The organism is Streptomyces sp. NPDC048211 (genome assembly GCF_043202315.1).
Lineage (GTDB): Bacteria > Actinomycetota > Actinomycetes > Streptomycetales > Streptomycetaceae > Streptomyces.
In genome coordinates this window covers 408,544-423,622 of sequence record NZ_JBIDAD010000008.1, presented here as the reverse complement: position 1 = coordinate 423,622, position 15,079 = coordinate 408,544, and the positions used below count along the sequence as shown (strand labels likewise).

Sequence of the window (15,079 nt, the reverse complement as noted above, 5' to 3'; positions counted from 1 at the left end):
CCGGTCCGCTTCGGCGGACCGGACCCCGTCCGCTTTTCCCGGCCCAGGTGTCGGTAAGAGCGTCATGTGCACGGGTCTAGTCTCGAAGGATGACTGTGTACGGAAACTTCCCCGGCTCTCGCCCCCGACGGCTGCGGACGACCCCCGTGATGCGGCGGATGGTCGCCGAGACACGGCTCGACCCGGCGAACCTGATCCTGCCCGCGTTCGTGCGCGAGGGCATCGACGCCCCCGTCGCCATCTCGGCCATGCCCGGCGTGCAGCAGCACACCCTGGACACCCTGCGGAAGGCCGCCGTCGACGCGGTCACGGCGGGCGTCTCCGGGATCATGCTGTTCGGTGTGCCCCTGGACGAGAAGAAGGACGCCCGCGGCACGGCGGGCACCGACCCGGACGGCATCCTCCAGCTCGGTCTGCGCGCGGTGCGCGCGGAGGTCGGTGACGATCTCGTGGTCATGTCCGACCTCTGTCTGGACGAGACCACCGACCACGGCCACTGCGGCGTGCTGACCGAGGACGGCCGGGTCGACAACGACGCGACGCTGGAGCGGTACGCGGAGATGGCCCAGGTCCAGGCCGACGCGGGCGCCCATGTGGTCGGCCCCAGCGGCATGATGGACGGCCAGGTCGGCGTGATCCGCGACGCGCTCGACCAGACCGGGTACGAGGACGTGTCGATCCTCGCGTACACGGCGAAGTACTCCTCCGCCTTCTACGGCCCCTTCCGGGAGGCCGTCGGCTCCTCGCTCAAGGGCGACCGCAAGACGTACCAGCAGGACCCGGCCAACCTCCGCGAGTCGATGCGCGAGCTGGCGCTGGACCTCGCCGAGGGCGCGGACATGGTCATGGTCAAGCCGGCCGGACCGTACCTCGACGTCCTCGCGAAGGTCGCCGACTCGGTGGACGTGCCCGTCGCCGCGTACCAGATCAGTGGTGAGTACGCGATGATCGAGGCAGCCGCCGAGAAGGGCTGGATCGACCGGGACGCGGCGATCCTGGAGAGCCTGACCGGCATCCGGCGCGCGGGCGCGCAGATGATCCTGACCTACTGGGCGACCGAGGTCGCGCAGAAGCTGGGCCGTTCCTGACGGAGGCCTGTGGCGGAAGCCGGGCCGTTCCCGGCGGAGGCCGGTCCGGCGGTGGGGCGGTTCCTCAGTCCCACCAGAAGGACCAGGCCTCCTGGTTCAGCAGCGCCTTCTCCGCATAGGCCTCCAGGGTGTTGAGCGTGGACTGCTGGATGTTGTCCGGGCAGAAGGCGAAGTGCTCGGCGGCCAGGGCCAGCGCCTCCTCCTGTGTCGTGGGCGGGCGGGCCACGGAGACCGCCAGGGTGTCGAAGCCGAGCGACAGGACCCGTATGCCGAAGCGGTCCTCCCAGGAGCGCAGGACGGCGCAGAGCCGCGCGACGTCGTTCTCGTGGTTGAGCGGGCCGCCCCAGCCGATCGCGGCCGGGATGTCCGCACTGCGCCTGGCCGGGACGAGCGCCAGGCGCGCACCTTCCATCGCCATGCCGTCATCGGTGAGCATGTCCGCCATCGCGGCGGCCAGTTCCTCCGGGCTGTCCGGGCCCTCGGCCAGGGGGACGGGCGCCAGCCCCGGCCAGGTGTTCCCGGTGTCGAGCTCGTCCTCCGCGTAGGCGTCCCAGACCTCGCTCAGGACGTCTTCGGCGTCGTGGTCGCCGGGGTACGAGGTGTCGGCCGGGTTGAGGTCCCAGACCTCGGGCCCCTGGTCGCGGCTGCCGCGGTCGATGAGTACGGGCAGCAGCCCGTGGCTCCGTCCCGCGTCGCGCAGCGAGGCCCACGTGCCGGGCGCCGCGGGCCCGTTCGCGTACCAGAGCAGGGGTTCGTGCCACGGCTCGTCGATCGTGGCGTCCACAAGGGTGCCGGGCGGGAGTCGGAGCCCTGACGTGGCCAGGGACGGGAGCGGGTTCGGAAGCGTCGCCATGTCCAGGAGCGTACGGGCGGCCACTGACAACCGGTCGCCCAGCCGGGCGCATTGCCCCGCAGGCCGTTCCGCCGGCCGCTTGTTCGGGGCTGCCGGTCAGGCCGGGTTCAGCCGGCCGGTGAAGACGACCGCTTCGCGTACGACCTCGTCCGGGTCGTCGGCCAGCTGCTGGAGCAGCGCGTCGACTCCGGGGGTCCGCCAGCGGGCCACGGCCTCGACCAGGGCCAGGCGGACATCTGCGTCGGGATGACCTGCGAGGTGGGCCAGTCGGGCGACCGGTCCGCGTCGGCGGAAGCCGAACCAGTGCAGGGTCGCGCACAGTTGGGCGGCGTCGCCGGGGTCGCCGGCTTCGGAGATCCGGGCGAGCAGCACGGGCGTCGCGGGTGCGGGCCCGTCCAGCGGGTGAGGGCGTCGGCGGCGCAGGCGCTGCGAGCCGTACTCCCCGCGCACCCGGCAGCCGTAACAGGTGCAGGGCGGTGTGCCGTTGGAGCCGGGGAAGTAGCGCCAGCCGGTGACCTGGCGGACCGCGTGTATGCGGTGGATCTCGTCCCGGGTCGCGGCCCGGGGGAGGAAGACCTCCCAGCCGCGGGGGTCCTCCAACGAGGCCACCCGCCGCACGGCGTCGGCGGCCGTGGTGCGGGTGGGGGTCCTGCCCGGGCGGTTGCTGTAGTGGCCGACCGTGACGGGTTCGTCGTCCGGGAGCCTCAGCCGGACGGCGACGAGGCCGCGCGGGCCGCCGCGGCGGGAGAGCTCGCGCAGCCACTGGTGGGTCAGGGTGTAGGACGGCAGGACCGGGAAGCAGAACAGGCCCTTGTCGCCGTCGTGGCCGTGACTGGCGGCCCGTACACCGGACTTGCGGATGCGGGCCGCGTGCGCGGCGGGTGTCAGGTGGACGAACATGGCCATGGCGCCGATCGTAGGGGAGCGGAAGGGGCGTACGCCCGTGAGCGCCGGCAGGGACGTGCCCGTCCGTCCGGCCTCGTGATCAACCGGTCCCGCGATTCCCGGCCGGATGTCCGAGGGGGTCCCTACGATTGACGGCATGAGAGCTTCCGGCACCTTCACCGTCTCCTCGTTCGTCCCGTCCGACCTGAAGCCCGTCCCCGAGGTCGAGACCCGTCTTCCGATGGGCGTCGCGACGATCGTGAAGAGCTTCGAGGGCGAGATCACCGGGCGTTCGACGACCTTTTTCACCGCCGCGTTCGACCAGGCCGCCGGCGTGGGTACGTACGTGGCGATGGAGGCCTTCGAGGGCGTGGTCGACGGCCGCGAGGGGACGTTCAACTTCGTGCACTCGGCCGCGACGAGCGGTGACGACCGCGCCAACGAGTTCTTCGCGATCGCGCCGTCGAGCGGGACCGGCGCACTGACGGGCATCCGTGGGGGCGGCGGGCTGGCCGTCGACGAGGACGGCCGGCACCGGATCTGGTTCGACTTCGACTTCGACGCCGCGCCCGTGGACGGGGCTCAGTAGGTGAGCGCGTCGGCCATCTCGGTCTGCCAGTAGGTGACGAAGCCGTTGTCGTCCCAGTAGGTGCGGGACGGAAGCGTCAGCTCGGTCGGGGTGCCGGTGGAGCCCTCGGGGCTCCGTCCGGAGAAGTTCACCTGAAGGCGGGTGGCCTTGCGCGGGGCCGGGCCGGCGCCGGGCTCGCCGGTCAGGCCGATGGCGGCGTACGCGGACTCTCCCGGTTGCAGTGTCACGACGGCCTGGGGCCTGCTGGCGTCGAGGACCGGGAAGACGGCCTGCGCGTCGTCGAACCGGAGCTTGGGCGCGTAGTACGCGTAGCAGGGCCGGCTGCCCGTGTTGGTGAGGGTCAGCAGCAGGTGGTTGATGGGGCGGCTCACCGTGCTGACGGCGGTCCTGGTGTTCTTGCCGTCGCAGGTGACGGGGGTGCGGCTGGTGGTGCCGCTGCCGCTGCCCGCCCGGTTCGTGGTGCCGGTGGTGTTCTTCCCGTCGCTCTCGGCGGGGGGTGCGGTCGGGTTGCCCTGCGCGCTGCTCGCGTGGGCGTCGGTCGCGGTGTCCGTGGCGTCCTTGTCCGGCTGGGCGGCCGGGGACGGGGACTCCTTGGCGGTGGTGCGCGCTGCCGGAGCGGCCGCTTCGGCCTTGGCGCTTTCGCCGCTGCCGTTGTCACTGCTGCACGCGGTGAGGGAGAGGGCGGCCAGGAGGGCGGTGGCGGCGAGGGCGGTGGTGCGGATGCGATTGCTGCGCATGGTGGGACTCCCCGTGAGGTGCAGTGGTGTGGATGAGGGCGAGGGTGCGTGGTGGTCAGTACTGGAGGGCGTCGTCCATGCTCATCTGCCAGTAGGTGACGCTCAGGCTGCTGTCCACGAACGTGCTCTTGGAGAGCGGGACGCTGACTGCGGGGCCGGTGCCGTCGGAGTTGCCGTCGCTGTTCTGGAAGCTGACGCTCACGTCGTTGGTGGAGTATCCGTTCGAGCCGCTGCCGTCGGCCGCCGAGGTCAGGACGCCGGTGTAGACGGACTCGCCCGGGTTGATGGTCGCCACCGCCTGCGGCTTGCTGTCCTCGAAGGTCTTCGGAACGGACTGGGCCTCGCCGAACTTCAGGTACGGGTAGTAGTAGGCGTTGCAGGCCTTCGAGCCGACGTTGGTCAGGGTGAGCAGCAGGTGGTTGACCGGCCGTGCCACCTCGGTCAGCGACAGCTTGGAGTTCTCTCCGTTGCAGGTCACCGTGGCCGGTCCGGCGCCCTTCGGCTTGGACGCGGCGGCGTCGGAGTCCTCGCCCGAGTCCGAACCGGAACCGGAACCGGAAGCGGAACCCGAACCAGAGTCCGAACCCGAGCCCGAACCAGAGTCCGAACCGGCGCTCGAACCGGCGGAGTTCTTGCCCTGGCCGGCGTCAGGGGCTGCCGTGCCCTTGCCTCCTGAGCTTTCCGCCGGGGTCCGGGAGGACGAGCCGGCCGAGGCGGAGGCGTGGTCGTCGTAGGGCGCCGGGTCGTCGCCCTGGCAGGCCGTCAGGGACAGGGATGCGATGAGTGCGAGGGCGCCGAGGGCGGAGGTGCGGGCGGCGCGGCGGAAGGCGAGGGTGCGCATGAGAGGCCGTTTCTGTTCGGAAGGTGTTGCGGAACGTGGGGCGCCGCTTTGGCGCACCGGGTGCTGACCGGTGTACTGGACAATGACGTGTGGTCAGAGGTGCCACAGGAGTGTGATGACGGTCGCGACAGAGGCGATCAGGACTCCTGTGGCCACTGCGTCGGTCAGGCTGAGTCGAGGACGTGTACGCACTGCGGCTCCCGGGGACGGGCAGGTGGTGGATGTACGAGTCGCGCTGCTCGCCCTTGCCGGGGTGCTGCTGCGGTGTGTTCCAACATCGTGTCCCGTCCGCGGATCCGGTGGCAACGAATGCCGGGCGGTACGGGACGCTGGAACGGGAAAACGGCCTCTGACCTGCGATGACATCACCTGCCTGGGACGCCGTTCCGGGAGGGTAGGAGAGGGGAACGGTCAGGGTGGGCACGGAGATCCAGGACTTCGCGGCATTGCTCAGGGGGCTCAAGCAGCGCTCCGGGCTGAGCTACGGAGCGCTGGCCCAGAAGCTGCACATGAGCACCTCCACGATCCATCGGTACTGCAACGGTGACGCGGTCCCGCACGACTACGCGCCGGTCGAACGTTTCGCGCGCGTGTGCCGTGCGCGGTCGGACGAGCTGGTGGCGTTGCACCGGCAGTGGATCCTGGCCGACGAGGCGAAGCGGAGAGGCGCTCGGAAGACGGAGAGTGCCGAGGCGGTCGAGCCGGTGACGGTGGCGTCGGAACGCGCGGCATCGCCGGAGCCGGATCCGGCCCCGGTGAACCGGCGGGAACCGGAAGCGGAACCGGAGCTGGGCTCGGAGCCGGTGGGCAGGCCGGAGCCGGAGCCGGGATCGGGATCGGGGCCGGTGGGCAGGCCGGAGCCGCGGTCGGGATCGGAGCCGCGGGAACCGGTGCCGGAACCGGCGGCCGGGGACGTGACGCCGGACGCGCGGCTGTCCGCCGGCTCCCCGCCGGCCTCGCGCCGACTGTCCGGCAAGCGGCTGCGCGTGCTGCTCGCGGCCGTCGCGGTCGTGGCGCTCACCGTGCCCGCCGCGCTGGCGCTCAACGACTACAAGGGCGACCGTCCGCACGACGAGGGAATGGACGCGCCCCGCAGCAACGCACCGTCCACGCCCGGACGGAGCGGCAGCGCGCCTTCGTCACCGAGTCCTTCGAAGCCCTCGTCGTCCGCGAGCAGCGGCTCCGCGAAGCCCTCCGCCTCGGCCACGAGGTCCACGGTCGCCGAGGGAGCGGACCCGAAGGGGGAGAAGAAGGCCGCGCCCCAGGGCGTGCCGGTGACGGCCACCATCAGTTCGTACAACTGGGACTGGCCCTGCGGGCAGTACTTTCTGCTCGACCGCGACCCCAAGGGCATGCCGCCGGTGCCCGATGTCCAGGACCGGGCCAGGCGGAACTGGGCGGCGCAGCTGGGCGGGGTGGACGGCGGGAAGATGCTGATCGATCTCACCGTGCAGGGGGCTTCGCAGGACGCGGTCGTCCTGAACGCGCTCCATGTCCGGGTGGTGTCGCAGAAGGCGGCCAACGACTGGCCCGCGTACTCGATGGGGGAGGGGTGCGGGGGCGGCATCGTGCCGCAGACGTTCAACATCGACCTGGACGCCGGTCAGCCCGTCTCGCAGCCGGTCGCCGGTGAGGACGCCGGCGGAGTCGTCGCGGCGAAGAACTTCCCGTACCGGGTGAGCTCCACCGACGTGGAGGTGTTCCACCTCGACGCGCACACGGAGAGCCATGACGTGGCCTGGTACCTGGAGCTGGAATGGTCCAGCGGGGGCCGGACCGGGACCCTGCGGATCGACGACAACGGCAAGCCGTTCCGTACGGCGAGCATGAGGGACCGGCCCGTGTACAACTACCGGACCGATACGTCCGAGTGGGAGGACATCTCGGAGTCGCTGGAGGGGCAGGGCGGCTGACGACGGCCGGTCCGGCTGCCTGGATTGGACTGGACCAGATGGTGAAGTGGTCTTGTCAGGGCCTGCACGCTTCGGCAGACTCCTTCACGCAATCTCCTTTCTTTCGAGGGGGGTTGCTACTCCGCGACCGTTTTCCTGTCGGGCGCCCGCAGGCCGTTCAGGGGGCTGCGCGTCGCGGAGGGCCGTGTCCGGCGGGCGGAGCCGGGACGGATTCGTCTCACCGTTCCACCCGTACGGACGGGCCGTCGGACGGCGGCCCGGAGCGACCTCTCTCGAGGCCGGACCAAGGAGTCCCATGTTCAGGAAGCGCAGTGTGATCGGCACCGCCGCCGTTGCCATGACCGCCGTAGGTACGCTGCTGGCCGCGGCCCCCGCCGCCCAGGCGGCTCCCGACAACTGCACGATCTCCTCCGCGAGCACCGTGACCAGCCTGTGCACCGGCGGAACCGGGCACCACCGGATCCACGCGGTGCTGAGGGCCCTGGACCCGCGGCTTCCGCAGCGGATCGTTCTCGGTGACTGGGCCGTGCCGGGGCAGACGTCCGTCGCCACGAACCCGTGGGGACCGGGATACGTCGTCTCGATCTGGGTCGACACCGTCGACTGGTGACGGGCGGCGCCCCGCCGCGCAGGCGGTGAGGGGCGCCGAAGCGGTTCCGGCACACGTCGACCGGATCCGGGACCGGGGCGCCGGGCGCGGTGGATCCGCGCCCGGCGTGTGTCGTACGGGGGTGTGCCGTACGGGGTGCGTCAGGCCTGCTTGCGGCGGCGGGCCGCCACGACCAGGCCGGCGCCTGCGGCGAGTACGACCGCGCCGCCGATGACGATCGGGATCGTGCCGTTGCTGCCGGTCGAGGCCAGGTCGCCCTCACCGCCGCCGGAGGTGCCCGGTGCGGAACTGCCGGACGGGGCCGGGGTGCCGGGCGCCGCGGATCCGGACGGGCTGCCGGACGGAGTGGAGCTCCCGGACGGCGTGGTCACCGGGGCCGACGGGGTGCCCGTGGCCGGCGGCGTCGTCGCGGGGGTGGTGCTCGGGGTCGTGCCGGGCGCCGGGGTCTCTGTGCCGGGGGCCTCGGGGAGGCAGCCGGTGAAGGGGAAGTGGTGCGTCTCGGCCCCGCCCGAACCGTGCAGGGAGGCCACCCACACCGAACCGTTGACCGGTGCGGCCGTGCCCAGCTCCAGGTGGGCCTTGGGGGCGAGTACGCTGCCGGGCCAGGCGGCCTGGCTGTTCTTGGTGACCGCGGTGGCGTCGGGGAAGTTCCACAGCAGCTTGGCCCGCACCGCGCCCTCGGACGCGCTCTGCAGCTTGTCGTCCAGGACGAAGTCCTGACCACCCGACAGGAAGAAGCCCGTGGTCCCGGCGGCCGCCATGTCGTAGTCCCTGCCCGTGACGTTGACGATCGTCGTCGCCCCGGCCGGAACCTTGATGAAGACCTCCTTGGCCTTCTCCAGCTGGTCCGCCGGCACCGAGAAGACGTTGCGGCCGCTGTCGCCGCCCTCCAGGGTCAGCCGGTTCCCTTCGAGCCGCACCTGGGCGCCCGAGGTCGTGGGCTCCTGGGCCAGCGCGGCCGAGTAGGACCCGAGCTTGGCGAACTCCGCCTCGAAGTCGATGAGGTCGGCCTTCTGGCTGAAGGTGCCGTTGTGTAGTTCGACGGCCCGGTCCTTGACCTTGCCGCCGACGACCGCGTTGCCCTTCATCGCGACGGTGGCCGATGCGCCGTTGAGCAGGTCGCCGCGCACGACGAGCGATGCCCGGCCGGGCAGGGCGTCGACCTCGGCGGCCGACAGTTCGTTGGCGACGCTGAACCCGCCCCGGAAGTCGGCGTTGCCACCAACGGCCACGGCACCTTCCGCATCGGGGGAGTGGACGTCGTCCCCGAGGACGAACTCGCCGTACTTACCGGCGATTCCGAAGGCGTCCGTGGTGCAGCCCGTCCGGGTGGGGGTGGCCTGGGCGGCCGGTGCGACGGTGAGCCCGAGTACCAGGGCACCGCCGAGTGCCGCGAGGGCAGCAGTGGTGGATATACGCATGATGCGTGGTTCTCCCGCGGAGCAGTTATGAAGGTTCTGTGGCGACTTCGGTCATGATTTCCTCTCATCTGAAAATTGGTCAAGTCCAATGGAGGAATCGCCCCGGTGTGAGACGGGACCGAGACCGGGGTGTCAGCAGGAGTGCGGTCCCCTCCTCGGGGAAGGTGAGCGGGACCAGACCATGCGGTTCGTGCGGATCTGCTTCCGGGCGCGCCGCCGCGGCGAAGGGAACAGCTCATGAACGAGTCCGCAGGCCCCGCACCGGACTCGACTGCGGTGATCATCGAGCCGGTGCCCGATCTTCAGCTCCAGTTGCTGGTCCAGTTGCTCGACAGGGAGATGCGCTCCGGGCTGCCGCTCACGCTGACCATCCCCGCCGGTGTGCTGCACGGTGACGTGATCGGGCACGAGGCGTGGAAGGCGGACTGGTCCAGGAGCCTGCGGCAGGTCGAGGGTGAAGGCGCCAACCTCATCGCCGAGTTCCCCGAGACGGTGGACCAGGGCATCAAGGAAGTCGGCGCCGACGAGGGTGCGTCGCAGTTGCCGCGGTGGATCCACCTGAGGGATGCCACGCTCCTCTTCGGCGGTACGGCTCCGCTGCGGCTCCCGTTGTGGCGCGGGCGGCTGTCCGACGTGTCCGGTTGGGCGCTCGGCCGGCCGGAGTGACGCGGACCCGGAGCCGGAACGGGGCGGGGCCCGGCACACCGATGTGTGCCGGGCCCCGCCCCGTTCCGTACGGACGTGCGGCGCTCAGAGGCGCTCGGGGGTCCTGATGCCGAGCAGCGCCATGCCCTGGTGCAGGGTGCGGGCGGTGAGCTCGACGAGGAACAGCCGGTTCTCCACGACCTCGGCCGGGTTGGCGTCGCTCAGGACCTGGCACTGGTCGTAGAACGTGGTGAGGTGCGAGGCGAGCTGGTAGAGGTACGCCGCCAGCTTGTGCGGCTCGTAGCCAGCCGCCACCTCCGACAGCACCTCGCCGAACTGGTCCAGGTGCAGACCCAGCGCCCGCTCGGCCGGGGCCAGCTCCAGCTCCGGGTGCGCGACCGGCTTCGCGTCGCCCGCCTTGCGCAGGATCGAGCGGATACGCGCGTACGCGTACTGGAGGTACACCGACGTGTCGCCGTGCAGCGACACCATCTGGTCCAGGTCGAACTTGTAGTCCCGCACGGCGGAGGTCGACAGGTCCGCGTACTTCACGGCGCCCACGCCGACGTACCGGCCGTTCTCGACGATCTCCTCCTCGGACAGGCCGATCTTCTCGGCCTTCTCCCGGACCACGGCCGTCGCCCGCTCGACCGCCTCGTCCAGCAGGTCCTGAAGCCGGACGGTGACACCCTCACGGGTCTTGAACGGCTTGCCGTCCTTGCCGAGCACCGTGCCGAAGGCGAGCTGGTGCGCCTTCACGTCCTCGTTCAGCCAGCCTGCCCGGCGGGCCGTCTCGAAGACCATCTTGAAGTGCAGGGACTGCCGCGCGTCCACCACGTACAGCAGGGTGTCCGCCTTGAGGTTCTGCACCCGGTCGCGGATCGCGGAGAGGTCGGTCGCGGCGTAGCCGTAGCCGCCGTTCGTCTTCTTGACGATCAGCGGGGTCGGGTTGCCGTCCGGGCCCTTCACGTCGTCGAAGAAGACGCAGAGCGCACCCTCGGAGCGGACGGCGACGCCCGTCTCCTCCAGGATCCGGCAGGTCTCCTCCAGCATGTCGTTGTAGCCGGACTCGCCGACGATGTCGGGGTCGCTGATCTCCATGTCGAGCTTGTCGAAGACCGAGTAGAAGTAGATCTTCGACTCGTCGACGAACCGCTGCCACATGGCGAGCGTCTCCGGCTCACCGGCCTGGAGCGCGACCACCCGGTCCCGCGAGCGGGCCTTGAACTCCTCGTCCGAGTCGAACAGGACCCGGGACGCCTTGTAGAGCCGGTTCAGGGACGACATGGCGGCTTCGCCGTCGGCCTCGTCACCCTCGTGGTTCAGCTCGTCCGGGTGCTCGATCAGGTACTGGATGAGCATGCCGAACTGGGTGCCCCAGTCGCCGATGTGGTGCCGCCGGACGACGGACTCGCCGGTGAACTCCAGGATCTGCACCATCGCGTCGCCGATCACGGCGGACCGCAGGTGGCCGACGTGCATCTCCTTGGCCACGTTCGGCTGGGCGTAGTCGATGACGGTGGTGCCGGCGGAGCTGTCGTACGGCACGCCGAGCCGGCCCGACTCGTCCGCGGCGCGCGCGGCCAGCGTCTCGATGACCGCCTTGTCCGAGAGCGTGATGTTCAGGAAGCCGGGTCCGGAGACCTCGATGTCCTTGATCAGGTCCGTCGCCGGAAGGGCGGCGGTGACCTGGGCGGCCAGCTCGCGCGGATTGCCCTTGAGCTTCTTGGCGAGCGCCAGGATGCCGTTGGCCTGGAAGTCGGCCCGGTCGCTTCGGCGCAGCAGCGGGTCCGCGGTACCGGCATCCGGCAGCGCTGCCGTCAGGGCGTCCGCCAGCTGCTGCTGGAGCGTGGAAGCGAGGGAATTGACCGAGCCGTGCTCAGGCATGGGACGGGCTGCCGTTTCCGTAGGGGTACAAGGGATGACCCCAAGTATCCCACGGCCCGTAAAGCCGTTTTCGCGCTGTGGGCGGTACCTGGGAGAATGGTCGGTGCCCCTATGAGTCCTACAAGAGAGAAGGACGTGCCGACCGTGGCTCAGAGTCAGAGCAGCACCGAGACCGACTGGGTCTCCCGCTTCGCGGACGAGGTCATCGCCGAATCGGAGCGTCGTGCGCCTGGCAAACCGGTCGTCGTCGCGTCCGGCCTCTCCCCGTCGGGCCCGATCCACCTGGGCAACCTCCGTGAGGTCATGACCCCGCACCTGGTCGCCGACGAGATCCGCCGCCGCGGGTACACCGTCCGGCACCTGATCTCGTGGGACGACTACGACCGCTACCGCAAGGTGCCGAACGGCGTCGAGGGCGTCGACGCGTCCTGGGCCGACCACATCGGCAAGCCGCTGACCTCGGTGCCCGCCCCGGCCGGCTCCGCGTATCCGAACTGGGCCGAGCACTTCAAGGCCGCCATGACGGCGGCCCTGGACGAGCTGGGCGTCGAGTACGACGGAATCAGCCAGACGGAGCAGTACCTGGCGGGGACGTACCGCGAGCAGATCCTGCACGCGATGCGCCACCGCGCGGACATCGACGCCGTCCTGGACCGCTACCGGACCAAGAAGGACCCGGCGGCGGGCGGCAAGGGCAAGAAGCCGCAGCAGAAGAAGGCCGACGAGGCCGAGCTGGAGGCCGAGGCGGGCTCCGGTGCGGCGAGCGAGGACGACGGCAGCGGCGGCTCGGCCGGCTACTTCCCGTACAAGCCCTACTGCGGCAACTGCGAGAAGGACCTGACGACGGTCACGTCGTACGACGACGAGAGCACCGAGCTGAACTACACCTGCACGGCCTGCGGCTTCGCCGAGACGGTCCGGCTGAAGGAGTTCAACCGCGGCAAGCTCGTCTGGAAGGTCGACTGGCCGATGCGCTGGGCGTTCGAGGGCGTGATCTTCGAGCCGAGCGGGGTCGACCACTCCTCGCCCGGGTCGTCGTTCGTCGTCGGCGGCCAGATCGTCCGCGAGATCTTCGACGGCGTGCAGCCGATCGGACCGATGTACGCGTTCGTCGGCATCTCCGGGATGGCGAAGATGTCCTCCTCCAAGGGCGGCGTGCCGACCCCGGCCGACGCGCTGAAGATCATGGAGGCGCCGCTGCTGCGCTGGCTGTACGCGCGCCGCAGGCCCAACCAGTCCTTCAAGATCGCCTTCGACCAGGAGATCCAGCGGCTCTACGACGAGTGGGACTCGCTGGGCCGCAAGGTCGCCGACGGCTCCGTGCTGCCGGCGGACGCCGCCGCGTACACCCGCGCGATCGGCACGGCCGCCGGTGAGCTGCCGAGCACGCCGCGGCCGCTGCCGTACCGCACCCTCGCCTCGGTCGCCGACATCACGGCAGGCGCCGAGGACCAGACGCTGCGCATCCTCAGCGAGCTGGACCCGTCGAGCCCGCTGACCTCGCTGGACGAGGCCAGGCCGCGGCTCGACCGGGCCGAGAGCTGGATCACCACCCAGGTCCCGGCCGAGGCCCGCACCATCGTTCGCGACGAGCCGGACAAGGAGCTTCTCGGCTCGCTGGACGAGCAGGGGCGCGAGTCGCTGCGGCTGCTCCTGGAGGGGCTGGACTCGCACTGGTCACTGGACGGCCTGACCACGCTCGTGTACGGCGTGCCGAAGGTGCTGGAGGGGCTGGACGCCGACGCCAAGCCGACGCCGGAGCTGAAGGCGGCGCAGCGGTCCTTCTTCGCGCTGCTGTACCGGCTGCTGGTCAGCCGGGACACCGGCCCGCGCCTGCCCACCCTGCTGCTCGCGGTGGGGGCGGACCGGGTGCGCAGGCTGCTCGGCGCGTAGCCGCGTCACCACGCAGGACGAAGGGCCGTCACCCGGTGATCCGGGTGACGGCCCTTCGTCATGGGCGTGCGGGGTGCCGCTGACCGCCGGCTCAGGCGATGTGGTCGGCCTCGAGCTCGGCGTGGTAGCGGTTCTTGAAGCCCTGGATCAGCTGGCGGAGCAGGGCCACGCTGCGCGGGTGCCGCACGTTGTGGCCGTCCGACAGGTGTATGTCGAGGACCTCGATGCTGGGGTACGTGCTGTGCTGCGTCACGAACGCCGCGAAGACCTCGTAGGCGATCTCGCTGAACTCCGCGTCCTCCTGCGCCCACTCCTCGGCCCACTCGTCGGCGGCCTCGACGACGGGCGTCGGCTGCTGCTCCTGGACCGGGGCCTGCTCCTGGACCGGGATCCGGACCTGCTCCGGGGCCTGCGCCGCCTGCGCCTCGCCCTCGGGGGCCGGCGGCATCTGCTCGGTACGGGGGCCGGGCACGGCACCGATCGTGCCGACGTTGCCCAGCGGGCGGGTGCGGCCGCCGGGACCCGACGGGATCATGACCGGGGTGGGCTCGAGTCCCTCGACGTACGTCGGGTTGTACGAACCCTCGTACGCCCCGTCCGGAACCTGTGCCGCGAACCACGGGCTCTCGTGCGAGCCGGGGCCCTCGGCGGGCGGCTCCTCGGCCCATTCCCCGGGGACCGTCTGGGCGTACTGCTCCTGCTGGGGGGCGTACGCGAGTTCGGCCTGCGGGGCTGTTTCCACGGCGGTGGTGGTGGTGGCCGGGGCGGCGGTCTGGGCGGGGGCCGGGGGCAGGAGGGCGGGTTCGATGCCGGCGGCGGCGAGTCCGGTGGGGCCGGTGTCGGCGAGGGGGACGCCGAACTTGGCGAGGCGGAGCGGCATGAGGGATTCGACGGGGGCCTTGCGGCGCCAGTTGCGGCCGAAGCGGGCCTGGAGGCGGGCCTGGTAGATCAGCCGGTCCTGTTCGAGCTTGATGACCTGCTCGTACGACCGCAGCTCCCACAGCTTCATCCGCCGCCACAGTTTGAAGGTGGGGACGGGCGAAAGCAGCCAGCGGGTGAGGCGGACGCCCTCCATGTGCTTGTCGGCGGTGATGTCGGCGATCCGGCCCACGGCGTGGCGGGCGGCTTCGACGGAGACGACGAACAGGATCGGGATGACGGCGTGCATGCCGACCCCGAGCGGGTCGGGCCAGGCGGCCGCGCCGTTGAACGCGATCGTGGCCGCGGTCAGCAGCCAGGCAGTCTGGCGCAGCAGCGGGAACGGGATGCGCAGCCAGGTCAGCAGGAGGTCCAGCGCGAGCAGGACGCAGATCCCGGCGTCGATGCCGATCGGGAAGACGACCGAGAAGCCGCCGAAGCCCTTCTGCTCGGCGAGCTCGCGCACCGCCGCGTACGAGCCCGCGAAACCGATCGCTGCGATGAGCACCGCACCGGCGACCACGAGCCCGATGAGTATCCGGTGCGTGCGTGTCAGCTGCATCGCGGCCACCCGCGACCCCTCCCCAATTCTGTGTCTCCGACGTCCGTTCCAGCGGGACGACTTCGAGTTCTGGCGGGCACAGCCTGGCACATGCCGGCGTGGTGCGTTGCGCGGGGAGGGGCGAAGCCCGGTTCTCGGGTGAGGACCGGGCTTCGCAAGACCGCTTCTGCGGGGGAGGGTTGAGGCTGCCGGCTGTCGCTCACGGATGCCTCACGGCCGCTGTCGCGGCTTGTCCGC

13 protein-coding genes are annotated in these 15,079 nt (G+C 71.0%); 6 read left to right on the top strand and 7 right to left on the bottom strand.

Translation table 11 applies throughout. The features are described 5' to 3' along the window. Window positions 1–89: 89 nt before the first annotated feature. On the top strand, window positions 90–1,088 hold the full coding sequence (hemB, locus tag ACGFZA_RS28740) for a porphobilinogen synthase (protein WP_385288884.1): 999 nt from the start codon (window positions 90–92) through the stop codon (window positions 1,086–1,088). Between the two features lie 64 nt (window positions 1,089–1,152). On the opposite strand, the gene ACGFZA_RS28735 is transcribed toward hemB, so the two are convergent. Both ACGFZA_RS28735 and ACGFZA_RS28730 read right to left on the bottom strand, forming a co-directional pair. Further along, on the bottom strand, window positions 1,153–1,941 hold the full coding sequence (locus ACGFZA_RS28735) for a DUF4253 domain-containing protein (protein WP_393682857.1): 789 nt from the start codon (window positions 1,939–1,941) through the stop codon (window positions 1,153–1,155). A 96-nt stretch (window positions 1,942–2,037) separates the two neighbouring features. Then, window positions 2,038–2,847, bottom strand: coding sequence for a HEAT repeat domain-containing protein (locus ACGFZA_RS28730; RefSeq protein ID WP_393682855.1), 810 nt, complete (start codon window positions 2,845–2,847; stop codon window positions 2,038–2,040). 136 nt (window positions 2,848–2,983) lie between these two features. On the opposite strand from ACGFZA_RS28730, the gene ACGFZA_RS28725 reads away from it, so the two are divergent. Beyond that, window positions 2,984–3,415, top strand: coding sequence for a DUF3224 domain-containing protein (locus tag ACGFZA_RS28725; RefSeq protein WP_393682854.1), 432 nt, complete (start codon window positions 2,984–2,986; stop codon window positions 3,413–3,415). Here the strand turns inward: ACGFZA_RS28725 and ACGFZA_RS28720 are convergent. Both ACGFZA_RS28720 and ACGFZA_RS28715 read right to left on the bottom strand, forming a co-directional pair. Continuing rightward, a complete protein-coding gene (locus tag ACGFZA_RS28720) occupies window positions 3,409–4,152 on the bottom strand; it encodes a DUF4232 domain-containing protein (protein ID WP_393682852.1) in 744 nt (247 codons plus the stop codon). The two genes, ACGFZA_RS28725 and ACGFZA_RS28720, sit on opposite strands and share 7 nt — an antisense overlap. 55 nt (window positions 4,153–4,207) lie before the next feature. Then, entirely contained in the window at window positions 4,208–4,993 is a 786-nt protein-coding gene (locus ACGFZA_RS28715; protein WP_393682850.1) for a DUF4232 domain-containing protein, read from the bottom strand. A 416-nt stretch (window positions 4,994–5,409) separates the two neighbouring features. Between ACGFZA_RS28715 and ACGFZA_RS28710 the strand changes: the two genes are divergently transcribed. Further along, a complete protein-coding gene (locus ACGFZA_RS28710; protein ID WP_393682848.1) occupies window positions 5,410–6,906 on the top strand; it encodes a helix-turn-helix domain-containing protein in 1,497 nt (498 codons plus the stop codon). Window positions 6,907–7,201: 295 nt separating this feature from the next. Then, complete coding sequence (locus tag ACGFZA_RS28705) at window positions 7,202–7,516, top strand: hypothetical protein (RefSeq protein ID WP_385288864.1); 315 nt, start codon at window positions 7,202–7,204, stop codon at window positions 7,514–7,516. A gap of 140 nt (window positions 7,517–7,656) precedes the next feature. On the opposite strand, the gene ACGFZA_RS28700 is transcribed toward ACGFZA_RS28705, so the two are convergent. Continuing rightward, window positions 7,657–8,937, bottom strand: coding sequence for a choice-of-anchor A family protein (locus tag ACGFZA_RS28700; RefSeq protein ID WP_393682846.1), 1,281 nt, complete (start codon window positions 8,935–8,937; stop codon window positions 7,657–7,659). 237 nt (window positions 8,938–9,174) lie between these two features. Between ACGFZA_RS28700 and ACGFZA_RS28695 the strand changes: the two genes are divergently transcribed. Continuing rightward, window positions 9,175–9,603, top strand: coding sequence for a hypothetical protein (locus ACGFZA_RS28695; protein WP_385288858.1), 429 nt, complete (start codon window positions 9,175–9,177; stop codon window positions 9,601–9,603). Between the two features lie 84 nt (window positions 9,604–9,687). Here ACGFZA_RS28695 and argS read toward each other — a convergent pair whose 3' ends face one another. Next, window positions 9,688–11,469, bottom strand: coding sequence for an arginine--tRNA ligase (gene argS, locus ACGFZA_RS28690; RefSeq protein WP_393682844.1), 1,782 nt, complete (start codon window positions 11,467–11,469; stop codon window positions 9,688–9,690). A 135-nt stretch (window positions 11,470–11,604) separates the two neighbouring features. On the opposite strand from argS, the gene lysS reads away from it, so the two are divergent. Then, entirely contained in the window at window positions 11,605–13,362 is a 1,758-nt protein-coding gene (gene lysS / locus ACGFZA_RS28685; protein ID WP_385286533.1) for a lysine--tRNA ligase, read from the top strand. 91 nt (window positions 13,363–13,453) lie between these two features. Here lysS and ACGFZA_RS28680 read toward each other — a convergent pair whose 3' ends face one another. After that, entirely contained in the window at window positions 13,454–14,842 is a 1,389-nt protein-coding gene (locus tag ACGFZA_RS28680) for a DUF2637 domain-containing protein (protein WP_393682842.1), read from the bottom strand. Between the last annotated feature and the right edge of the window lie 237 nt (window positions 14,843–15,079).